Here is a 21,753-nt window from a genome sequence, read left to right on the forward strand (position 1 = left end):
AGGAGGGGATCAGCCGACGACGACGTCCGGCGTGCCGCCCGCCTCGGGCAGCTCGCCGCGCGACTCCATCTCCTCCGCGATGCGCATGGCCTCCTCGATGAGCGTCTCGACGATCTGCGACTCGGGGACGGTCTTGATGACCTCGCCCTTGACGAAGATCTGGCCCTTGCCGTTGCCGGAGGCGACGCCGAGGTCGGCCTCGCGAGCCTCGCCCGGACCGTTGACGACGCAGCCCATGACGGCGACGCGCAGCGGCACCTCCATGCCCTCCAGGCCGGCGGTCACCTCCTCGGCCAGGGTGTAGACGTCGACCTGGGCGCGGCCGCACGACGGGCAGGAGACGATCTCGAGCTTGCGCGGCTTGAGGTTGAGGCTCTGCAGGATCTGGTTGCCGACCTTGACCTCCTCCACCGGTGGGGCCGACAGGGAGACGCGGATGGTGTCGCCGATGCCCTTGGAGAGCAGTGCACCGAAGGCGACCGAGGACTTGATGGTGCCCTGGAAGGCCGGCCCGGCCTCGGTCACGCCGAGGTGCAGCGGCCAGTCGCCCCGCTCGGCGAGCATCTCGTAGGCGCGCACCATGACGACCGGGTCGTTGTGCTTGACCGAGATCTTGAAGTCGTGGAAGTCGTGCTCCTCGAAGAGGCTCGCCTCCCACACCGCCGACTCGACGAGGGCCTCGGCGGTCGGCTTGCCGTACTTGTCGAGCAGCCGCTTGTCGAGGGAGCCGGCGTTGACGCCGATCCGGATCGAGACCCCGGCGTCCTTGGCTGCGCGGGCGATCTCCTTGACCTGGTCGTCGAACTTGCGGATGTTGCCGGGGTTGACGCGGACCGCCGCGCAGCCGGCGTCGATCGCGGCGAAGACGTACTTGGGCTGGAAGTGGATGTCGGCGATGACCGGGATCTGCGACTTGCGGGCGATGGCCGGCAGCGCCTCCGCGTCGTCCTGGCTCGGGCAGGCCACGCGGACGATGTCGCAGCCGGCGGCGGTGAGCTCGGCGATCTGCTGCAACGTCGCGTTGACGTCCGTGGTCGGGGTGGTCGTCATCGACTGCACCGAGATCGGGGCGTCTCCACCGACCTCGACCTTGCCTACCCGGATCTTCCGGCTCTGCCGTCGCGGGGCGAGGACCGGGGCCGGGGCGGACGGCATACCGAGGGAGATGGGGGTGCCAGCAGTCATGCCGTCCAGTATCGCAGGCCCAGCCTGGGTGTCAGCCGAGACTGATCGGCTTGACGATGTCGGCGTAGATGAGCAGCGCGGTCATGCCCAGCAGGCTGATCGCGACGGCATAGGCGACGGGCAGCGCCGCGGCGGTGTCGACGGGGCCGGGCGCGGGGCGGTTGCGCAGGCGGGCCCAGGTCTTCTTCACGCCCTCCCACAGCGCCCCGGCGATGTGGCCGCCGTCCAGCGGCAGCAGGGGTATGAGGTTGAACACGAAGAGCGCCATGTTGAGCGAGGCGATGAGCGAGAGCAGCACCCACAATCGGTCCCCCACGCCCTGGGTGAGGTCGCCGAGACCGCCGGAGGCCACGTCCCCGGCCACCCGACCGACGCCGACGACCGACATCGGTCCCTCGGGGTCGCGGTCCTCGGTGCCGAAGGCGGCCTGGGAGACGTCGACGAGCCGCTGGGGAAGCGTGATCACGATGCGCGCGGTCTGGACGAACATGTCGCCGACGAAGGCGGGCACGTCGGTGATCGGCTGCGGCTGGTACTCGAAGGTGGGCGTGGCCCCGAGGAATCCGACCTCGCCCCACACGAGCTCGCCCTCGTCGTCGAGCTGGTACTCGCCCTCCGGGGTGACCAGCGGCCGCTCGCGCATGACGAGGTCGGCCACGAGCGTCTCCTCGCGGCCGTCGCGCTCGACGGTGAAGGTGGCCTGCTCGCCGGCGTTCTGGATGGCGTACGTGGTCTCGGGCCAGGTGGAGACGGCGCGCCCGTCGACGGCGACGATCGTGTCGCCCTCCTGGAAGCCGGCCGCGAGCGCCGGCGAGGGGTCCTTGCCGGTGCAGTCGTCGTCGGCCACGTCGGTGTTGGCGCACTGCGCCACCGTGGCGACGGTGGGCGTGAGGACGCCGATGCCGTGGACCGTCAGCAGCAGGGTGACGAGCACGGTGGCGATGACCAGGTTCATCAGCGGCCCGCCGGCCATGATGACCAGCCGCTGCCACACCGGGAGGCGGTAGAAGACGCGGTGCTCGTCGCCCGGGGTCACCTCGTCGAGGCTGTCCTGCCTGGCCTGCTCGATCATCTGGTGGAACGGGTTGGAGGTGGCGCGTCGCAGCTTGCCGCCGTCGGAGGCCCGGGGCGGGAACATCCCGATCATCCGCACGTAGCCGCCCAGGGGGACGGCCTTGAGGCCGTACTCGGTCTCGCCGCGCCGGGTCGACCACACGGTGGGGCCGAAGCCGACCATGTACTGGGTGGTCTTGACGCCGAACTTCTTGGCCGGCACCAGGTGCCCGACCTCGTGCAGCGCGATCGACAGCGCGATGCCGACGACGATCACGAGGACGCCGAGCAGGTACATCACCGGAGGGCCTCCTGCCCGGTCTCGGAGGTCGCCCGGATCCGGGCGGCCGCGGTCGTGCGTGCCCACGCGTCGGCGGCGAGCACGTGCTCCACGGTGAGTTCAACCGACGAGCCCCGGACGGAGTTCCCGGCGCCGGAGGCGTGCTCGTCGACGACCTGCTCGACGACGCCGACGATGTCGAGGAAGCCGATGCGGCCGTCGTGGAAGGCCGCGACGGCCTCCTCGTTGGCGGCGTTGTAGACAGCCGGGAAGGTCCCGCCCTCACGGCCCACACGCTCGGCCAGCCGCACGGCCGGGAAGGTCTCGTGGTCGAGCGGGTGGAACTCCCAGGTGCTGGCCGTGCTCCAGTCGCACGGGACGTCGACGTCCTCGAGCCGGTCGGGCCAGGAGAGCCCCAGGCCGATCGGCACGAGCATCCGGGGCGGGCCCATCTGCGCCAGCGTCGACCCGTCGTGGAACTCCACCATGGAGTGGATCTGCTGCTGGGGGTGGACCACGACGTCGATGCGGTCGAACGGCACGTCGAAGAGCAGGTGGGCCTCGATGACCTCCAGGCCCTTGTTGACCAGGGTGGCGGAGTTGGTGGTGATGACCAGGCCCATGGCGAAGTTGGGGTGTCGCAGCGCGTCGGCGGGCGTGACGCGGGCGAGCTCTTCACGGGTGCGCCCGCGGAAGGGACCGCCGCTCGCGGTGAGCACCAGCCGGCGCACCTCCTCGGCGCGGCCCCCGCGCAGGCACTGGGCGATGGCGCTGTGCTCGGAGTCGACCGGGACGATCTGCCCGGGTTTCGCCGCGGCGTGCACGATCGGCCCGCCCACGATGAGCGACTCCTTGTTGGCCAGGGCCAGCGTGCTGCCGGCGGCGAGCGCGGTTAGGGTCGGGCGCAGGCCGATGCTGCCGGTGATGCCGTTGAGCACGACGTCGGCGCCGTTGCCCGCGAGCTGCTCGGCCGCCTCGGGCCCGACGACGACCTCCGGGCGGTATGCCGTGCGACCGGCGGCCCGGGCCGTCTCGACCAGGGCGTCGTGCAGCTGCCGGACCGTGTCCTCGTCGTCGCGCGCGACCGCGACCTGCTCGACCTCGAGCTCGACCGCCTGCCGGGCCAGCAGCCCGACGTCGCTGCCGCCGGCCGACAGGGCACGCACCCGGAAACGCTCCGGGTGGGCCTGCACGACCTGGATGGCCTGGGTGCCGATGGACCCGGTCGACCCCAGGATGGTCACGCTGCGCTGGCTCACCCGGTCATTGTGCCCTGCCCTCCTGCTCCTTCCGTGCCTTCCGTGGTTTCGCTCCCGCGGACCGACCCGGCGATCGCGGAGCGTGCCCAGCGGCGGACCCACCCCGGGTCCACGGCGTCGAAGATCATCTGCCGCGGCAGCGGGCGTCCGGGGTGGACGAGCGCCACCCAGCACCCGCGTGGGCCGAGCGCGACCAGGTGGTGGGGGGCGCCGGCGTCCTCGCCCTCGTCGTCGTGGTCGCCGTCGTGGTCGCCGTCGTGGTCGTCCTCGGGCCCGTGGCGCAGCTCGGCCAGCTCGGCCAGCACGGTGGGGTGCCCGAGAGCCGTGGGCAGGTCCTCCCCTGTCGCGCGGACGACCCGGTCGGGACCCGTCACCGGCGCGGCGTCGTCGGGCACGACCCCGGCGGCCACCCAGGCGTCGACCTCGGCGCTGTCCAGGACCAGCGCGAGGTGGTGCGCGCCCCCGTCGCCGAGGTCCTCGACGCAGGCTGCGTCGCCCAGGACGTGCACGAGCCGGGTGCTGCGCCGCGCGGGAGGCGCCACCGTGGTGCACTCGACGACGAGCACGACGTCGGCACCGAGCCGGACGTCGAGCACGGTGGTCATCAGGACCCCCACGTCGTCGTCCTCGCCGAGACGGCCGTCGGCGCCGAGAAGACCACGGGCGACGAGCGACCGGCGGGCCTGGTCCCGGGCGGCCTGCTCGGCGGGGTCGTCCGAGCCGGGCCCCTCCGGCCGCTCGCCCAGCGAGCGCAGGTGCTCCTCCTCGAGGACCGCCAGCTCGAGGTCGGTCACCACGACAGGGCCGAGCGACACGGACTCCTGCTCGGTGCCGGGGATCGACCCGGGGTCGGAGGCGTCGCCGAGGGCCGCGCTCATGCGGTGCTCCCGACGGGCGGGGCGGTGCCCGGCGCGACCGGCGGGGTGACCGGCTGCTCCGGCTGCGTCGGCCGGCCCCGGTCCCTGCGGACGCGGTCGCGCAATCGAGACAGCCCGGAGCCGACCCGGTCCCGCGCCCGCCTCGCCAGATCGGTGCCACCGGTCCAGGCCCGACCGGCGGCGTCCCGGGTCCCGGTCCACGCCCGGCCGCCCACCCGACGTGCACCCGACCAGCCGCGCGAGGCGAGGCGTCCGAGCCGGTGGCGGTTGTCGTAGATCCAGTTGCCGGTCATCCACGCCCCGTAGACCGCCATCGCACCGGCGCCGACCACGGCGGCCGGAGCCGTGATCGGGAGGAAGACGACGAGGCCGACCCCCACCACCCCGGCGGCCGCCAGGCCACGCGTCACACCGCCCCGCCAACCGTCGTAGCCGCCGCCGGTCCACAGGGTGTATCCGGCGTCGGCGAGGGCCACCACGGGGACGAGCCTGCCGAAGTGTCGCACCGCGGCGCCGAACGGCATCTTCCCGACCGGGAGGGTCTCCGATGGTTTCGGGCTTCGGAAGCGCGCGACGTTCTTCTTGAGCCGCTCGTCCATCTGGTGCCGGGTCCGCGGCGCTTCCTGGTCGCCCACCCGGCGCAACCGGCGGCCGGCGTCGGCGATCGCTTCGACGGCCAGCACCTGGCCAGCGCTTCGGGTCACGCGGGAAACGGCACCGACGACGACAGCGAGATTCAAGGCCAGCTCGGACAGGGAGGCGCGCAGCTCCTCCAGCAACCGCGTGACCCACCGCCGCACCTCCTGGAAGGCCTCCACGGCTGCGGCCACGGCCCGCCGGTGCCAGCGCGACTCCTCCTCGAGCTCGCGCAGCCGGACCGTCCGGACCAGCGCGTCCGCGTCGGACAGCGCGCCGTAGGCAGCCAGGCGGGCCCGGGCGAGGTCGACCTCCTCCGCCAGCCGCTGGTGGCGGCGCACGACCACCGCCTGCTCGCGCGCCGTCCCCGCCAGCAGGTCCAGGCAGGCCGCGGCCCGGCCCACCGGCTCCCTCGTCCGGCCGACGGCAGCACCCGTGCTGGCGCGGCACCTGGCCTGCTCGATGGCCGCGAGACCGCTCCAGCCGGCCGGGCCCGGCTCGGCGACCGCCGTCGCGGTCGCGTCGAGCTCCGCCGCCAGCCGCCGCAGACCGGCGGCGACCTCCTCCAGCGCGTCGGGGTCGCAGGCCAGCACCGCGGCCGCGCCACCCTCGTCGTGGGCCGGCAGTGTGCTCACGACGCCCACCGGCCGGCCAGCGTCTCCTCGAGCGTCCGGTAGGCGACCACCGCCTGACGCGTCTGCTCCGCGACCTCGGCGACGACCGCACCTCCCGTCCCGACCGCCCGGGAGAAATCCGTGCCGAGACCGGCGAGCGCGCCCGCCAGCTCGGACGGGCCCACCGCCTCACCAGCGCGCGAGCAGAGCCCGGCCAGCGTCGAGGCCAGGCCCTCGAGCGTCCCCGCGGCGGACTCCAGCTGCCGCGCCCCCGCCGTCAGGGCACCGTCGTGGACCTCCACGTGCGCCGCTCCCCCCATGGGGCCTCCTCCCCGGTGCGCCCCGGGACGGTCGCCCGGCGCGTGGGGACGACCCTAGGAGAACGGGCGGACGCCCGGCCGGAGTTGTCCACAGCCGGGCGCCCGGTCTCGGGGACCCGCATCGCCCCGTGCCGCGTCGACCGCGTCGTTCAGGCCGACGGCGTGCGCAGCACCGGTCCGAGAGCCTCGAGCACCGACGGGTCCTCGATCGTGGAGGGGACTTGCGCCTCCTGCCCGTCGGCGATCTGGCGCATCGTCTTGCGCAGGATCTTGCCGGACCGGGTCTTGGGCAGCGCCTCTACGACGTCGACCTGCCGCAGCGCCGCCACGGCACCCACCTCGTCGCGGACCCGCTGGACGAGCTCGGCCTCGAGCTGCTCGGTGCCCTTCTCGTCGAGGTCGATCCCGGCCTTGAGCACCACGAGCGCCCGCGGCACCTGGCCCTTGAGGGAGTCCGCCACGCCGATGACCGCGCACTCGGCCACCGCGGGGTGCCCGGCGAGCGCCTCCTCGAGCGACCCGGTCGACAGGCGGTGGCCGGCGACGTTGAGCACGTCGTCGGTGCGGCCCATGACGTAGAGGTAGCCGTCCTCGTCGACGAAGCCGCCGTCACCGGTCAGGTAGTAGCCGTCGTAGGCGGACAGGTAGGAGGACACGTAGCGCTCGTCGTCGCGCCACAGCGTGGGCAGCGTGCCGGGCGGGAGCGGCAGCTTGATGCAGATCGCCCCCTCGGTGCCCGGGGGCACCTCCTCGCCCCGCTCGTCGAGCACCCGCACGTCGTAGCCGACGGTGGGCAGCGCCGGACTGCCGGGACGGATCTCGAACTGCGCCGTCCCGACCGGGTTGATGGCGATCGGCCAGCCGGTCTCGGTCTGCCACCAGTTGTCGATGACCGGCACGCCCAGCTGGTCGGTGGCCCACTGCCAGGTGTCCGGGTCCAGCCGCTCCCCCGCCAGGAAGAGGGTGCGCAGCGTCGACAGGTCGTAGGCCTTGACGAGCTCGCCGTCCGGGTCCTGCTTCTTGATCGCCCGGATCGCGGTGGGGGCCGTGAAGGCGGCCACCGCGCCGTGCTCCTGGATCAGGCGCCAGTAGGTGCCGGCGTCGGGCGTGCCCACCGGCTTGCCCTCGAAGAGGATCGTCGTCGCCCCGGTCAGCAGCGGCGCGTAGACGATGTAGGAGTGGCCGACGACCCAGCCGACGTCGGAGCCGCAGAGCCAGGTCTCCCCCGGCTGCACGCCGTAGAGGTTGGTCATCGACCACCGCAGCGCCACGGCATACCCACCGCTGTCCCGGACGATGCCCTTGGGCTTGCCGGTGGTGCCGGAGGTGTAGAGCACGTAGAGGGGGTCGGTCGCCTGCACGGGCACGCACTCGGCGGGTGCGACGGCATCCGGGTGCATGACCTGGGCCCAGTCCAGGTCCCGCTCGCCCAGGTCGCAGGTGAGCTGCTCGCGCTGGACGATCACGCAGTGGTCCGGCTTGTGCTCCGAGCGCCGGATCGCCTCGTCGAGGATCGGCTTGTAGGGGATGGTGCGGGAGGGCTCGATGCCGCACGAGGCCGAGACCACGACGGTGGGCTCGGCGTCCTCGATGCGCGCCGCGAGCTCGGCGGGCGCGAAGCCGCCGAAGACCACCGAGTGCACCGCGCCGATGCGCGCGCAGGCCAGCATCGCGATCGCCGCCTCGGGGATCATCGGCATGTAGATGACGACCCGGTCGCCCTTCCTGACGCCCAGGTCGCGCAGCACGCCACCGAAACGGGCCACGAGGTCGAGCAGCTGGGCGTAGGTGTACTCCTTCGTGGTGCCGGTCACCGGGCTGTCGTAGATCAGCGCGGTCTGGTCGGCGCGCCCGTGCACGACGTGCCGGTCGAGGGCGTTGAAGCACACGTTGAGACGCCCGTCGGGGAACCACCGGTAGAACGGGGGGTTGCTGTCGTCCAGGACCTGCCTGGGAGGAGTGATCCAGTCGACGAGCCGGGCAGCCTCGCCCCAGAAGGACGCGGGGTCGGCCAGGCTCGCGGCGACGGTGTCGCGGTAGCTCTGCTGGGCGTCGGTGCTCATGGTCCTAGTCAACACCCCTGGGGTCGGCCCGCGCCGGGATCCCGGCGGCAGGCGGCGACCAGCGGGTGGGATCGTGCGACCGACGGCCGTGCGCGGGCGGCGGGAGGGCCTCCTAGGGTGCGGGTATGCAGAGCAGCGAGCGTCCCCTGTCCGGCACCGAGGTGCGCTACCACCGCGTCGAGGGCCTGGCCCCGACCGCAGGGCGCGAGGTCGAGGACGATCGCACCTGGGCGCGGCTGCTCGCCTCCCCCGAGCCGCTGCACGCACTGCGGCTGCAGGGCCTGGACCTGACCCGCCACCGCGAGCAGCTGCTGGCCCGCGACGACCTGGAGGACATCGTCGTGCTGGGCGGCGAGCTGGACCGCGAGGTCGAGCGCCACCTGCGCCGTCACGGCGCCATCATCTTCCCGAGCGTCCCTCGGGCCCCGGTCGACCCCTACCGCGCCCGCCTCTACACCCCGCAGGAGCTCTACGCCGGCCTCGAGGAGGGTGGCTACGACTCGACGGTGGACGCCCGTGCCTACCGGTGGTTCGAGGACGCGACGGTGCGCCACGACGCCTACGTGACGGCACTGCGCGCCATCCACGACGACGCGATGTCCGACGCCCTCACCGCCCTCCTCGAGGACCGCCGGGTGGTCGGGATCATGGGCGGGCACGCGCTGCGGCGCGGCACGCCGGAGTTCGCCGAGGCCGCGCTGCTCGGCCACCGCGTCGCACGGTCGGGCGCGCTCGTCCTCACCGGCGGCGGCCCCGGCGCGATGGAGGCGGCCAACCTGGGCGCCTGGGCGGTCGACGAGGAGGTCCTGGCAGCGGCGTTGGACGCCGTCGCGCAGGTGCCGGAGTTCGTCCCCGACATCGAGGCCTGGGTGCGCCCGGCCCTGGCGCTGCGCTCCGGGGCCGTGCCCTCCCCGAAGGGCCTGCGCAGCGTCGGCATCCCGACCTGGTACTACGGCCACGAGCCGCCCAACGCCTTCGCCCAGCTGGTCGCGAAGTTCTTCTCCAACGCCCTGCGGGAGGACCTGCTGCTCGCCCACTCCCGCGGCGGGCTGGTCGTGCTGCCCGGCGCCGCGGGCACCGTGCAGGAGGTCTTCCAGATGGCCACGCGGCTCTACTACGAGGTCGACGGACCGGACGTGCTCCCGCCGCTGGTGCTCGTCGGGCGCGAGCACTGGACCGAGCGGCTGCCGGTGGAGCCGCTGCTGCGGGCACTCGGCAGCGGCCGACCGATGGCCGGGGCGCTGCACCTGGTCGACTCGGTCGAGGAGGCGGCCGACGTCGTCACGACCTGAGGGCCTCGGCACCTCGCGGACACGACCTGTCCTGAGTGCTCGCGCGGACCGGTGACGGGTGGACGGCTCACGACTAGCGTCGGATCGGTCCGACCACGACACGAGGAGCCGCCATGGACGACCCGCTCTGGGAACCCCCGCTCGCCGGGACCGACGTCGAGCACGCGCTCGGCACGCTCGAGCGCCTCCGCGCCACCTTCCGCTGGAAGGCCGACGGGCTGACGGTCGAGCAGCTGCGGGCCCGACCCATCCCGACCACCGCGCTGACCGTCGGCGGCCTGCTCAAGCACCTGGCCGTCTGCGAGGACGACGTCTTCTCCTGGCGGATGCGCGGGCGACCGCCGACCACCTGGCTGATGGTGCCCGAGGACGACGTCGCCCGTTGGCAGTTCACCGTCGACCCGGACGAGACCGCCGAGAGCGTCTACGGCCTCTGGGCCGCCGCCGTGGCCCGCTCCCGCGAGAGCATCCGCGAGCTGCTCGCCTCCGGCGGCCTCGACCAGCCCGGCCACCTCGAGTTCCAGGGCATCCACCCCACGGTGCGCCGGCACCTGCACGACCTCATCGAGGAGTACGGCCGCCACACCGGGCACATGGACCTGCTGCGGGAGGCCCTCGACGGGCGCGTCGGCGAGGACCCGCCGCGCGACTGGCCGATGCTGCCGCCGCCGGAGGAGACCTCCTAGGCGTCAGGCGGTCACGGCGGCCAGCTGGCCGCAGGCGCCGTCGATCTCCGAGCCGCGGGTGTCGCGCACCGTGGTGGGTATGCCGTGCGCGCGCAGCCGTTCGACGAACTGCTGCTCGACGCCGGGGCGCGAGGCCGTCCACTTGCTGCCGGGCGTGGGGTTGAGCGGGATCGGGTTGACGTGCACCCAGCCGCGCCCGCGGGCGTTGAGCTTCTCCCCCAGCAGGTCGGCGCGCCAGGCGTGGTCGTTGATGTCCTTGATGAGGGCGTACTCGATGCTCACCCGGCGGCCGGTGGCGTCGAAGTAGCGGCGGGCCGCGTCGAGCGCCTCGTCGACCTTCCAGCGGGTGTTGATCGGCACGAGCTCGTCGCGCAGCTCGTCGTCGGGGGCGTGCAGGCTCAGCGCCAGCGTGACCGGGATGCCCTCGCCGGCGAGCTTGTCGATGGCCGGCACCAGCCCGACGGTCGACATCGTGACGCCGCGGGCGGACATGCCCAGACCCTCGGGCGAGGGGTCGACCAGGCGCCGGATGGCGCCCAGCGCCGCCTTGTAGTTGGCCAGCGCCTCGCCCATGCCCATGAAGACGACGTTGCTCACGCGCAGCGCCTGCTCGACCGTGGTCGGACCGTCCGGGTCGCCGTGCTCGACGGCGGTGCCCCGGTGCAGGTCGCCGTGGCGCAGGGCGCGCGCCGCGGCCACCACCTGCTCGACGATCTCGGCGGTGGACAGGTTGCGGGTCAGGCCCTGCTGCCCCGTCGCGCAGAAGGGGCAGTTCATGCCGCAGCCGGCCTGGCTGGAGATGCACATGGTCACCCGGCCGGGGTAGCGCATGAGCACCGACTCGACCAGGGCGCCGTCGTGCAGGCGGTGCACCTGCTTGAGGGTGGCACCCTCGTCGGCCGAGAGCGTGCGCACGGGCGTGAGCAGCGGGGGCAGCAGCCCCGCGACGAGCTCGGCCCGGCCCGCCTTGGGCAGGTCGGTCATCTCCTCCGGGTCGGTCGTCAGGCGCTCGAAGTAGTGGCGCGAGACCTGGTCGGCGCGGAAGGCCGGGACGCCGAGCTCCTTGGCCCAGGCCTTGCGGCCGGCCAGGTCGAGGTCCGCCAGGTGGGTCGGCGGCTTGCCCCTGCGGGGCGCGCTGAAGGTCAGCCGTCCGGGCTCGGGACGGCGGGTGGTGGGTTCGGGCAGCTCGGTGGTCATCCCCACCAGTGTCCCATCCCTGGCGCGTCCTCGCGCCTAGACGAAGAGCCGCATCAGCGCCCAGCACACCGGGGCGGTCACGAGCAGCGAGTCGAGGCGGTCCATGATGCCGCCGTGGCCGGGCAGCAGGTTGCCCATGTCCTTGATGCCGATGTCGCGCTTGAGCGAGGACTCGGCCAGGTCGCCGACGGTGGCGAAGACCGCCGCGACCGCGCCGAGCAGCAGCCCGGCCCACCACGGCCCGTCGAGGAGGAGGACGACGGCCAGCAGACCGACGATCGTGCTGAGCCCGACCGAGCCGCCGAAGCCTTCCCACGACTTCTTGGGCGACAACGAGGGCGCCATCGGCGTGCGCCCCCGCAGCACGCCCACGACATACCCGCCGGTGTCGCTGGCCACCGTGACCAGCACGTAGGTGAGCACCCGGGCCGCGCCGTCGGGCTCGGCGACCATGAGGGCGGGCACGGCGGCGAGCAGCGGGACGTAGGCGACGACGAAGGTGCCGCCCGCGACGTCGCGCAGGGCGTCCTCGGGCGGCCCGACGGAGCGCCACAGCAGCACGAGGGCCGCCGCCCCGGCGAAGCCGGCGGCCAGCACCGTCGGCCCGCCCCAGTAGGCGAGCGGGACCAGGGCCGTCGAGAGCAGCAGCGGCGGCAGCGGGACGGAGTAGCGGGCCACGCGCAGCGCGTGGTCGAGCTCCCACACCCCGATGACCGCCACGACGGTCACGAGGGCGACGAAGATCGGCTGGTAGACGAGGAGGCTGGCGACGACCAGGCCGATGAGGAACAGGCCGACGCCGATGGCGGCGGGCAGGTTGCGACCGGCCTTGCCGGGCTTCTTGTGGGCAGCCTGCTGCTCCCGGCGGGATCGGTAGTCCCGCCGGGATGCCGGGCTCTCCCCCGTCGTCTCGGTCATCGTCCGACCCCGCTCGCCCTGTCCGCTCACACCTCGAGCAGCTCGGCCTCCTTGGCCTTCAGGACCTCGTCCACGAGTTCCACGTGACGCTTGGTCAGCGCCTCGAGCTCCTTCTCGGCGCGGGTGCCCTCGTCCTCGCCGACCTCGCCGTCCTTGACGGCCTTGTCGATCGTGTCCTTGGCGTGGCGCCGGACGTGGCGGACGGAGACCTTGGCCTCCTCGCCCTTGGTGTGGGCCAGCTTGACGTACTCGCGGCGACGTTCCTCGGTCAGCTGCGGGATGACGATGCGGATCGCGTTGCCGTCGTTGCTGGGGTTGGCGCCCATGTCGGAGTCGCGCAGCGCCTTCTCGATCGCGCCCATCGCGCCCTTGTCGTAGGGGGTGATGAGCAGGGTGCGGGCGTCCTGCACGGTGAACGAGGCCAGCTGCTGCAGCGGTGTCGGGGCACCGTAGTAGTCCACCTCGATCTTGGCGAACATGCCCGGGTGGGCCCGGCCGGTGCGGATCGAGGCCATGTCCTCGCGCGCCACCTCCAGGGCCTTCTCCATCTTCTCCTCGGCCTCCATGAGGGCCATCTCGATGACCTCGGACATCAGTGCATTCGCTCCTTCGTGGGGTCGTGCGTAGGGGTGGCGGGCACTCAGCCGGCCGTGACCAGTGTCCCGATCTTCTCACCCCGGATGGCCCGGGTGATCGCGTCCTCGCCGTCCATGCCGAAGACCAGCATGGGCAGGTCGTTGTCCATGCACAGGCTGAAGGCCGCGGCGTCGACGACCCGCAGGTTGCCGGTGAGCGCCTCGGTGAAGGTCAGCTCGTCGAGCTTGACCGCGGTGTCGTCGACCCGGGGGTCGGCGGTGTAGACCCCGTCGACCCCGTGCTTGCTCATGAGCACGGCGTCGCACTTGATCTCCAGCGCGCGCTGGGCGGAGACGGTGTCGGTGGAGAAGTACGGCATACCCGCGCCGGCGCCGAAGATGACGACGCGGCCCTTCTCCAGGTGGCGGATCGCCTTGCGCGGGATGTAGGGCTCGGCGACCTGGCCCATGGTGATGGCGGTCTGCACGCGGGTGTCGACGCCCTCCTTCTCCAGGAAGTCCTGGAGGGCCAGGCAGTTCATCACCGTGCCGAGCATGCCCATGTAGTCGGCGCGCGCACGCTCCATGCCCCGCTGCTGCAGCTGGGCACCGCGGAAGAAGTTGCCGCCGCCCATGACGACGGCGACCTGCACGCCGTCGCGCTGACCGGCCGCGATCTGGCGGGCGATACCGCGGACAACGTCGGGGTCGAGACCGACCTTCCCGCCGCCGAAGGCCTCTCCGGAGAGCTTGAGCAGGACCCGGCGGCCGCTGTGCGGCTCGTCCGGCACCGCCGGCGAGGTCGGGGTGGGGAGGGTGGCGGGGCTGGTCGCGGACGTCGGCATGCGCAGTTCCTCCGAGGGGTCGCGTGGGGCGGTCGGTCGATCCTGCCACACCGCACCGGTGGCGGGCACGCGCGGGCTGCCGGGGCAGAATGGGGCGGTGACCAGTGAGCGTGTGGGGGCCGAGCTCGTGGCCGTGCTGACAGCCGTCTCCGACGGCACCCCGCTCGTGCTGACCGCGGACGACGGGCGCCGGCTGCCCTCCGGCCCGCTGCGCACCGAGCACCGGTCGATGCAGGCGGGCCTGCAGGCCTGGGTCGAGCAGCAGACCGGGCACTCGCTGGGCTACGTCGAGCAGCTCTACACCTTCGCCGACCCCGACCGCTCGCTCGCGGGCGGCCGCGTGGTCTCGGTCTCCTACCTCGGCCTCACCCGGGCCCCCGGCGGCGCCGACGACCGCTGGCGCGACTGGTACGCCTTCTTCCCCTGGGAGGACCGGCGCCCCTCCTCCCCCGGGGCCACGCTCGTCGAGGACCTCGTCGCGCCCCGGCTGGCCGACTGGGCGGGTATGGCGTCCACCCGCGAGGAGCGCGAGCGCCGCGAGCTGCGCGCCGGGGTCTGCTTCGCCGTCGACGGGCGTCCGTGGTCGCCCGAGCTGGTGCTGCAGCGCTACGAGCTGCTCTACGAGGCCGGGCTGATCCCCGAGGCCGACGGGGACGACGCCGGTCCGGGCCCCGCGCACGTGCCCGGCGAGCGGATGGCCGGCGACCACCGCCGGATCGTCTCGACCGGGCTGGCCCGGCTGCGGGCCAAGATCCAGTACCACCCCGTGGTCTTCGAGCTCATGCCCGACGCCTTCACGCTCGGCCAGCTGCAGGCCACCGTGGAGGCGATCGCCGGCCAGGCCGTGCACAAGCAGAACTTCCGCCGGCTGGTGACCCAGCAGGACCTCGTCGAGCCGACGGGCGCCACCCACAGCGACACCGGCGGTCGCCCGGCCCGCCTCTACCGCTTCCGGCGCGAGGTGCTCGACGAGCGCGGCGTCGCCGGCACCAAGCTGCCCCGCACCCGCTGACGAGGGGTCGGGTCGCCGGCGGCACGGCATACCCACCGGGTGCGGTGCATCCCGCCGGGGGCACGCGAAGGGCCCGCCGCAGCCGAGGCTGCGACGGGCCCTGTCAGGTCCGCGGTGCGGTCAGGCGGTCAGACGCCGACCTTGAAGCGGGCGAAGCCGGTGACGGTGATGCCCGCCGCCTCGGCGATCGCGCCGACCGACTTCTTGGCGTCCTTGGCGAACGGCTGGTCGAGCAGCACGTTCTCCTTGAAGAAGCCGTTGACGCGACCCTCGACGATCTTGGGCAGCGCCTGCTCGGGCTTTCCCTCCTCGCGAGCGGTCTGCTCGGCGATGCGGCGCTCGTTCTCGACGGTCTCCGCGTCGATCTCCTCGCGGGAGAGGACGGTCGGGGAGAACGCCGCGACGTGCATCGCGATGTCACGAGCGGTCTGCTCGTCGTCGCCCGAGAAGGCCACGACGACACCGATCTGCGCCGGCAGGTCGGGGTTGGTCTTGTGCAGGTAGCTCACGACCTTGTCGCCCGTGACGCGAGCCACGCGACGCACCTCGATCTTCTCGCCCAGCCCGGCGTTGGCCTCGTCGAGGACCTCCTTGACGGTCTTGCCGTCGAGCTCGGAGGCCAGGAAGGCCTCGGCGTCGGCGGCCTCGACCGCGACGGCCTGGGCCAGCATGCGGTCGGCCAGCTCGCCGAACTTCGGGTTCTTGGCCACGAAGTCGGTCTCGCAGTTGACCTCGACGAGGGTGCCGTTGCCACCCTCGACGTGGGCGCGGACCAGGCCGTTGGAGGCCGAGCGGCCCTCACGCTTGGTGACGCCCTTGAGGCCCTTGACGCGCAGGATCTCGGTCGCCTTGGCGAGGTCACCCTCGGCCTCGTCGAGAGCCTTCTTGACGTCCATCATGCCCGCGCCGGTGGACTCGCGCAGGGTCTTGATGTCAGCGGCGGTGTAGTTCGCCATGAGTGCTGTGTCGCTCCTTCAGGGATGCGTGCGGAAGATGATCAGGACTGGACGGACTGGTCGTCCGCGGCCGGGGACTCCTCGGCGACGGTCGGCTCGGCCGAGGCCTCGGCGGCCGGGGCCTCCTCGGCCGGAGCCTCGACGGGGGACTCCGTCGCGGCCTGCTCGGCCTCGGAGCCGGCGAGGAGCTCGCGCTCCCACTCGGCCATCGGCTCGGCCGCGGCGGTGTCGCCCTCGGTGGAGCCGCCGCCGGAGCGCGCCATGAGACCGTCGGCGACCGCGTCGGCCACGACGCGGGTCAGCAGGGTGACGGAGCGGATGGCGTCGTCGTTGCCCGGGATCTTGTAGTCGACCTCGTCGGGGTCGCAGTTGGTGTCCAGGATCGCGATGACCGGCAGACCGAGCTTGCGGGCCTCGGTGACGGCGAGGTGCTCCTTCTTGGTGTCGACGACCCAGATGGCCGAGGGCACCTTCTGCATGTCGCGGATGCCGCCGAGCGTCTTGCTCAGCTTCTCGTACTCGCGACGCATCATGAGGAGCTCCTTCTTCGTGCGGCCGCTGCCGGCCACGTCGTCGAAGTCGATCTCCTCGAGCTCCTTCATGCGCGTGAGGCGCTTGGAGACGGTCTGGAAGTTGGTGAGCATGCCGCCCAGCCAGCGGTGGTTCACGTAGGGCATGCCCACGCGGGTGGCCTGCTCGGCAATGCTCTCCTGCGCCTGCTTCTTGGTGCCGACGAAGAGGATGGAGCCGCCGTGGGCGACGGTCTGCTTGACGAAGTCGTAGGCCTCGTTGATGAAGGTCAGCGACTGCTGCAGGTCGATGATGTAGATGCCGTTGCGCTCCGTCATGATGAAGCGCTTCATCTTGGGGTTCCAACGACGGGTCTGGTGCCCGAAGTGGACGCCGCTCTCGAGGAGCTGGCGCATGGTGACGACGGCCATGCCGAGGTCTCGCTTTCTGGAGAAGGTGCAGTTTGTCCTGGCCCGGGGACGTCCCCCACCCGGCACCGGATGGTGTCGGGACCGCGGAGGACGCCGTCGAGCGGGTCGACCTCGCCCGGGCGCGAATTCGTGCGGGTCCTCGACTCCCGGACGGGCCGGAGGGCAGGGCACACCACACGTGCCGCTCATCCTACGGCAGGGACGGGGTCGGGAACGAATCGCGCCGGGTCGCTACGGTGGCCGTCATGACCTCCCCGCTCGTGCGCCGTATGCAGCCGTTCGGCACCACCGTCTTCGCGGAGATGACGCAGCGGGCGCTGCGCTTCGACGCGGTCAACCTCGGCCAGGGCTTCCCGGACACCGACGGGCCGGCCGAGATGCGGGAGCTGGCGGCCGAGGGGCTGCGCGACGGGCTCAACCAGTACGCGCCGGCCCGGGGGCTGCCCGTGCTGCGCCAGGCGGTGGCGGAGCACCAGGACCGGTTCTACGGCATACCCCTGGACCCGGAGACGCAGGTGCTGGTCACCGTCGGTGCGACCGAGGCGATCGCGGCCGCCCTGCTGGCGCTGGTCGAGCCGGGTGACGAGGTGGTGGTCGTCGAGCCGTCCTACGACTCCTACGACGCCTCCATCGCGATGGCCGGCGGGGTCCGCCGCGCCGTGCCGCTGCGCTTCCCCGACCTGCACCTCGACCTGGACGCGGTCCGCGACGCCGTCACGCCCCGCACCCGCGTGCTGATGATCAACAGCCCGCACAACCCGACCGGCAAGGTCTTCGACCGCGCCGAGCTGGAGGGGCTCGCCGCGATCGTGGCCGAGCACGACGACCTGATCGTGGTCTCCGACGAGGTCTACGAGCACCTGGTCTTCGACGGGCTGCAGCACGTCCCCTTCGCGACGCTCCCGGGGATGGCCGAGCGGACGCTGACGATCTCGTCGGTGGGCAAGACCTTCTCGCTCACCGGCTGGAAGACCGGGTGGGTCACCGGGCCGGCGCCGCTGGTGGACGCCGTGGCCGCGGTCAAGCAGTTCCTCTCCTTCGTCGGGGTCACGCACGTGCAGCCCGCCGTGGCGCACGGGCTGCGGATGCCGGAGGAGTTCTTCACCGGCTTCGCCCGCGAGCTGCAGGGCAAGCGCGACGTCCTCGTGGAGGCGCTGAGCGACATCGGGGTGCCGGTCTCCCCCTGCCAGGGCACCTACTTCGTCATCGCCGACTTCGCCCCGCACGGGGTCACCGACGCGGTCGACCTGTGCCGGCGGATGCCCGAGGAGATCGGCGTCGTGGGCGTGCCGGTCTCGGTCTTCGTCTCCGACCCCGCACCCGTCGCCTCCCTCGTGCGCTTCGCCTTCTGCAAGAAGGAGGAGGTGCTCCGCGAGGCGGCGCGCCGCCTCCAGCGTCTCGGGAGCGCGTGACAGCCTGAGAGGTATGCCGTCCCCCTCGCCGTCCCCCTCCGCCGGAGCCGTCCGGTGAGGGACGCGGACGCCCTGCTCGCGGACTTCGAGCAGCACCTGCGGGACGAGAAGGGTCGGTCCGCCCACACGGTGCGGGCCTACCTCGGCGACGTCGGCAGTCTCGTCGAGCACCTCGAGGAAGCGGGTGTCGAGCGGCTGTCGGAGGTGCGGCTGGCCGACCTGCGCGCCTGGCTCGGCGCCCAGGGCGCCGGCGGCGCCGCACGCTCGACGATCTCGCGCCGGGCCGCGGCGGTGCGCACCTTCTTCCGGTGGGCCGCCCGGACCGGCCGGGTCGAGACCGATCCTGCGGTGCGGCTCGCGGCTCCGGGCCGCGACAAGCACCTGCCCGGCGTGCTGCGCCAGGGCCAGGCCGAGGAGCTGATGGGCCTGGCCGCGGTCGCCTCCGACGACGCCGACCCGGTCCACGTGCGCGACCGCGCCGTCCTCGAGCTCCTCTACGCCTCGGGGATGCGGGTCGGGGAGCTCACCGGCCTGGACGTCGACGACGTCGACCTCGGCGCGGGCACCGCGCGGGTGCTGGGCAAGGGCGCCAAGGAGCGGATCGTGCCCTTCGGCCGGCCCGCCGAGGAGGCGCTCAGGGCGTGGCTCGCGACCGGCCGCCCCCGGCTGGTCAACGAGGCCTCCGGACCGGCGCTCTTCCTCGGGCGACGTGGTCGGCGCCTGGACCAGCGCCAGGTGCGTTCGGCCCTGGAACGCCTGCTGCAGCACCTGCCCGACGCTCCGCACCTGGGCCCGCACGGGCTGCGCCACAGCGCCGCGACCCACCTGCTCGAGGGTGGCGCCGACCTGCGGACGGTGCAGGAGCTGCTGGGGCACAGCAGCCTGGCCACCACGCAGATCTACACCCACGTGTCGGTGGAACGGCTCCGCGCGGCCTACCAGCAGGCGCACCCACGGGCCTGAGGCCGCTCCCGGTGGTCCGGCCGCGCGAGGTGGTCCGGGGCCGCGAACCGACGCACCGGGCGGGCGGGCCGTAGGGTCGAGGGATGGCCTGGGTGCACGCCGTGATCGACCTGCCGCCCGAGCTGGCCGCCACCGGCGCCCGGTTCTGGTCGTCCGTGCTGGGCTGGGCCCCGGGGCCGCCCTGGGAGGGTCACCCCGAGCTGCGCAGCCTCGAGCCCGCGGACGGGGACCCCTACGTGCACCTGCAGCAGATCGGCGGTCCGCCCCGCGTCCACCTCGACCTGGACTCCCCGGACCCGGACCGCACCGTCGCCGCGGCCGTCGACGCGGGTGCGACGGTGGTCGGCCGCGCCCGGCGGTGGGTGGCGCTCCGCTCCCCCGGCGGGCTGCCGTTCTGCGTCGTGCACGGTCGGGATCGCGTCGCACCCGGCCCGGTGACCTGGCCCGACGGTCACCGCTCCCGGCTCGTGCAGGTGTGCGTCGACGCCCCTGCGGACCGCCACGAGGCGGAGAAGGCGTTCTGGCAGGACCTGCTGCCCGAGGGCCGGTGGGTCTCGTCGCCACCGTCGTCGGAGTTCGACGGGAAGTGGCACGACGACGCCGGGGCACCGGTGCAGCTGCTGTTCCAGCGCCTGGACGAGATCGGCGGGCCCGTGCGGGCCCACCTCGACCTGGGCACCGACGACCGCGCGGCCGAGGTCGACCGGTTGGTGGCCCTCGGCGCCGAGGACGTCCGTCCCGGGCGCGGGTGGCACGTGCTGCGCGACCCGGCCGGTTCGGAGTTCTGCGTCACCGACAACTCGCCCGAGCAGGTGGCGCGCCGGCTCCTCGACTGACGGACCGACGCCGAGGAGCCGGTTCGCCGTCAGCGACCGAGCCCGTGGGCCCAGAGGTCGCGCAACAGCGCCACCTCGGCCAGGTGGTGGATGGTCTCGCGGTTGATATGGAGGACCAGCTCGATCATGGGGTGCTCGGCCCACGGCCCCTCGGCCGGTCCCACCGGGCGGTCGAGCGCCTCGGGGGTCAGGGCCACCACCCCGGCCGACCACGCCGCGTAGGCCTCGTCGAGCTGGGCCAGGGCCTCGGCCGCGGTCCCCGCGTAGGCCCAGGTCTGCGGATCGGTGGGCGGGCCGCCGAAGTGCGAGTGCGCCCGGGCACCGAGCACGCCCCCGATGACGTGACCGAGCCGCCAGGCGATCGTCGTGACGGGCACCGGCTCCGGCTCCGGGTCGGAGAAGTCCAGAAGCCACTCCCCCGACCCCAGCCGGTCGGTCACGCCGGCGGGCGCTGGCTCGTCACGACGTCGAAGGCTCCACGAGCGGGGGGCGGGCTCCCAGAGGTACTCCTCGTCGGTGAGGCCGTCGAGGCGTGGCCGTGCGGCGACCTTCCAGTGCCAGTCGAGCTGCTCGTGCAGGTGGTGGATCAGGTCATGGGGGCCCATGGGCCCCGCGCCGCCGGTGCTCACCCCGCCACCGGCCCCTCTGCACCCCCTGGAGGTGGCGGCGTCCGTGCCGGCGCCCGTCCCGCCCTGTCCAGCCGCCAGCTCCTCCGCCAGCACCGCCAGCCGGTCGACGGAGGCGAGCAGGCGTTCGTGCGTCGTCGCCCGAGCACGCGCGAACCGGTGGGGTCGTGCAGCTCGCTCCAGTCGTAGGTGTGCGTGACCCGCGTGAGCCCGTCGCCCAGCTGCTCCAGCTCCCAGCGCCAGAGGTGCCCGGCCGGCTCCTGGCCGGGCTCCGCCGGGCGCCAGGCGATCAGCCGCCCCTCGGCGAACTCCACGACGTGGTTCTCCCGCACCATCGCCTGGTTGGTGATCACCATCGTGAAGACGTCCCCGACGGCTGTGACGCGCTGGCCCGTCTCGGCCTCGGCGAGGTTGTCGTTGCCGTCCCAGCGCGGCTGCTGCGACGGGTCGGCGATCAGCTCGAAGATCGTCCCCGGCGGTGCCGCCACCGCCCGTGACGCGCTGACCACCTGCTGCTCCCGACCGTCCTCGCTCATGCCTCCATGCAAGCACGTCAGCCCCCTCCCTGTCCGGCGATCGGCAGGAGCGAGAGCTCGACCGGCTCGAGGAGGAGCAGCGGGTCGACGTAGCTGTCCCGCCCGGTCCGGGCCCCCAGGTGCAGGCAGTCGGCCAGCAGGCAGTGACCACCCGTGCCGAGATGACCGAGCCGCTCGCCCCTGCCGACGCGCGATCCCGCGGGGGCCCCGTCGGTGACGGGCTGGTAGGTGCTGCGGAGCCCGCTTGCGTGGTCGACCGAGACGACGCCGACGCCTGCGACGGTCCCGCTGAAGGCGACGACCCCGGCGTCGACGGCCCGGACCGGCTCGCCCGCCACCCCGGCCAGGTCGATGCCCCGGTGGCCGGCCCCCCAGCGATGCTCCGGCGGGTCGAAGGTGCGCGCGACGGGTGGGCGCCCGAAGAGGGGCCAGTCCCAGACGGTGGTGCGTCGTGAGTCGGACGAGAAGGCGTGCCGGGGCGACTCCACCCGCAGGCCGAGGACGGCGGAGGTCGCGCCGGCCTGGCGTGCCACCTCGGACGTCCCTCCGCCATCCTCCGCCACCGGAGGTCGTGCGCCGTGGTTCGTCGCCACCGCCGGCGGCGGCGTCCCGGGGACCGTCACCGCATCCCCGACCGTCTGGAGGGCGAGCGCCGCCACCAGGGCCAGTG

General features: G+C 73.3%; 22 protein-coding genes. 6 read left to right on the top strand and 16 right to left on the bottom strand.

The features are described 5' to 3' along the window. Nucleotides 1–9: 9 nt before the first annotated feature. The 7 genes from ispG to FB476_RS10595 all read right to left on the bottom strand — a co-directional run bounded on the left by ispG (nt 10) and on the right by FB476_RS10595 (nt 8,288). The gene (gene ispG, locus FB476_RS10565) at nt 10–1,185 is read right to left on the bottom strand and encodes a flavodoxin-dependent (E)-4-hydroxy-3-methylbut-2-enyl-diphosphate synthase (protein ID WP_141818716.1); all 1,176 of its coding nucleotides are present in this window, start codon (nt 1,183–1,185) and stop codon (nt 10–12) included. 31 nt (nt 1,186–1,216) lie between these two features. Beyond that, a complete protein-coding gene (locus tag FB476_RS10570; RefSeq protein ID WP_337678361.1) occupies nt 1,217–2,536 on the bottom strand; it encodes a M50 family metallopeptidase in 1,320 nt (439 codons plus the stop codon). Further along, nucleotides 2,536–3,777 carry a 1-deoxy-D-xylulose-5-phosphate reductoisomerase gene (gene dxr, locus FB476_RS10575; RefSeq protein ID WP_141818718.1) on the bottom strand — a complete coding sequence of 414 codons (1,242 nt, stop codon included), beginning with the start codon at nt 3,775–3,777 and terminating at the stop codon, nt 2,536–2,538. Before dxr ends, FB476_RS10570 begins: the two co-directional genes overlap by 1 nt. After that, nucleotides 3,774–4,655 (bottom strand): hypothetical protein, encoded by an 882-nt coding sequence (locus tag FB476_RS10580; protein WP_141818719.1) that lies wholly within the window; start codon nt 4,653–4,655, stop codon nt 3,774–3,776. Before FB476_RS10580 ends, dxr begins: the two co-directional genes overlap by 4 nt. Beyond that, nucleotides 4,652–5,926: a hypothetical protein gene (locus FB476_RS10585; RefSeq protein WP_141818720.1), complete on the bottom strand. Its 1,275-nt coding sequence runs from the start codon at nt 5,924–5,926 to the stop codon at nt 4,652–4,654. The genes FB476_RS10580 and FB476_RS10585 overlap by 4 nt, the downstream gene beginning before the upstream one ends. Further along, nucleotides 5,923–6,225 (bottom strand): hypothetical protein, encoded by a 303-nt coding sequence (locus FB476_RS10590; RefSeq protein WP_141818721.1) that lies wholly within the window; start codon nt 6,223–6,225, stop codon nt 5,923–5,925. Before FB476_RS10590 ends, FB476_RS10585 begins: the two co-directional genes overlap by 4 nt. A gap of 149 nt (nt 6,226–6,374) precedes the next feature. Next, complete coding sequence (locus FB476_RS10595; protein WP_141818722.1) at nt 6,375–8,288, bottom strand: propionyl-CoA synthetase; 1,914 nt, start codon at nt 8,286–8,288, stop codon at nt 6,375–6,377. A 125-nt stretch (nt 8,289–8,413) separates the two neighbouring features. Here FB476_RS10595 and FB476_RS10600 point away from each other — a divergent pair, with 125 nt between their 5' ends. Beyond that, nucleotides 8,414–9,580, top strand: coding sequence for an LOG family protein (locus FB476_RS10600; protein WP_141818723.1), 1,167 nt, complete (start codon nt 8,414–8,416; stop codon nt 9,578–9,580). Between the two features lie 113 nt (nt 9,581–9,693). Continuing rightward, on the top strand, nt 9,694–10,266 hold the full coding sequence (locus FB476_RS10605; RefSeq protein WP_141818724.1) for a mycothiol transferase: 573 nt from the start codon (nt 9,694–9,696) through the stop codon (nt 10,264–10,266). Between the two features lie 3 nt (nt 10,267–10,269). On the opposite strand, the gene rlmN is transcribed toward FB476_RS10605, so the two are convergent. The 4 genes from rlmN to pyrH are packed head-to-tail and all read right to left on the bottom strand — an operon-like array spanning nt 10,270 to nt 13,801. Then, on the bottom strand, nt 10,270–11,463 hold the full coding sequence (rlmN, locus tag FB476_RS10610; RefSeq protein ID WP_141818725.1) for a dual-specificity RNA methyltransferase RlmN: 1,194 nt from the start codon (nt 11,461–11,463) through the stop codon (nt 10,270–10,272). Nucleotides 11,464–11,499: 36 nt separating this feature from the next. Continuing rightward, complete coding sequence (locus FB476_RS10615) at nt 11,500–12,381, bottom strand: phosphatidate cytidylyltransferase (protein ID WP_141818726.1); 882 nt, start codon at nt 12,379–12,381, stop codon at nt 11,500–11,502. 26 nt (nt 12,382–12,407) lie between these two features. Next, on the bottom strand, nt 12,408–12,974 hold the full coding sequence (frr, locus tag FB476_RS10620) for a ribosome recycling factor (RefSeq protein ID WP_141818727.1): 567 nt from the start codon (nt 12,972–12,974) through the stop codon (nt 12,408–12,410). Between the two features lie 47 nt (nt 12,975–13,021). Next, nucleotides 13,022–13,801 (bottom strand): UMP kinase, encoded by a 780-nt coding sequence (pyrH, locus tag FB476_RS10625; protein ID WP_238329665.1) that lies wholly within the window; start codon nt 13,799–13,801, stop codon nt 13,022–13,024. 97 nt (nt 13,802–13,898) lie between these two features. Between pyrH and FB476_RS10630 the strand changes: the two genes are divergently transcribed. Further along, nucleotides 13,899–14,813, top strand: coding sequence for an NUDIX hydrolase (locus tag FB476_RS10630; protein ID WP_141818728.1), 915 nt, complete (start codon nt 13,899–13,901; stop codon nt 14,811–14,813). A 128-nt stretch (nt 14,814–14,941) separates the two neighbouring features. Here FB476_RS10630 and tsf read toward each other — a convergent pair whose 3' ends face one another. Together tsf and rpsB are read right to left on the bottom strand one after the other, a co-directional pair. After that, entirely contained in the window at nt 14,942–15,769 is an 828-nt protein-coding gene (tsf, locus tag FB476_RS10635) for a translation elongation factor Ts (RefSeq protein ID WP_141818729.1), read from the bottom strand. A gap of 41 nt (nt 15,770–15,810) precedes the next feature. Further along, entirely contained in the window at nt 15,811–16,710 is a 900-nt protein-coding gene (gene rpsB, locus FB476_RS10640; protein WP_141818730.1) for a 30S ribosomal protein S2, read from the bottom strand. A gap of 245 nt (nt 16,711–16,955) precedes the next feature. Between rpsB and FB476_RS10645 the strand changes: the two genes are divergently transcribed. The 3 genes from FB476_RS10645 to FB476_RS10655 all read left to right on the top strand — a co-directional run bounded on the left by FB476_RS10645 (nt 16,956) and on the right by FB476_RS10655 (nt 19,921). Continuing rightward, on the top strand, nt 16,956–18,122 hold the full coding sequence (locus tag FB476_RS10645) for a pyridoxal phosphate-dependent aminotransferase (protein ID WP_141818731.1): 1,167 nt from the start codon (nt 16,956–16,958) through the stop codon (nt 18,120–18,122). A 54-nt stretch (nt 18,123–18,176) separates the two neighbouring features. After that, nucleotides 18,177–19,085 (top strand): tyrosine recombinase XerC, encoded by a 909-nt coding sequence (locus FB476_RS10650; protein WP_141818732.1) that lies wholly within the window; start codon nt 18,177–18,179, stop codon nt 19,083–19,085. Nucleotides 19,086–19,168: 83 nt separating this feature from the next. Continuing rightward, the gene (locus tag FB476_RS10655) at nt 19,169–19,921 is read left to right on the top strand and encodes a VOC family protein (protein WP_141818733.1); all 753 of its coding nucleotides are present in this window, start codon (nt 19,169–19,171) and stop codon (nt 19,919–19,921) included. A gap of 29 nt (nt 19,922–19,950) precedes the next feature. Here FB476_RS10655 and FB476_RS10660 read toward each other — a convergent pair whose 3' ends face one another. The 3 genes from FB476_RS10660 to FB476_RS10670 are packed head-to-tail and all read right to left on the bottom strand — an operon-like array spanning nt 19,951 to nt 21,616. Further along, on the bottom strand, nt 19,951–20,550 hold the full coding sequence (locus tag FB476_RS10660) for a DinB family protein (RefSeq protein WP_425563823.1): 600 nt from the start codon (nt 20,548–20,550) through the stop codon (nt 19,951–19,953). Further along, on the bottom strand, nt 20,547–21,083 hold the full coding sequence (locus tag FB476_RS10665) for an SRPBCC family protein (RefSeq protein WP_337678350.1): 537 nt from the start codon (nt 21,081–21,083) through the stop codon (nt 20,547–20,549). The genes FB476_RS10660 and FB476_RS10665 overlap by 4 nt, the downstream gene beginning before the upstream one ends. A gap of 17 nt (nt 21,084–21,100) precedes the next feature. Then, on the bottom strand, nt 21,101–21,616 hold the full coding sequence (locus tag FB476_RS10670) for a M23 family metallopeptidase (protein ID WP_170233598.1): 516 nt from the start codon (nt 21,614–21,616) through the stop codon (nt 21,101–21,103). Between the last annotated feature and the right edge of the window lie 137 nt (nt 21,617–21,753).

The sequence above is a fragment of the Ornithinimicrobium humiphilum genome (genome assembly GCF_006716885.1).
Classification (GTDB): domain Bacteria; phylum Actinomycetota; class Actinomycetes; order Actinomycetales; family Dermatophilaceae; genus Ornithinicoccus; species Ornithinicoccus humiphilus.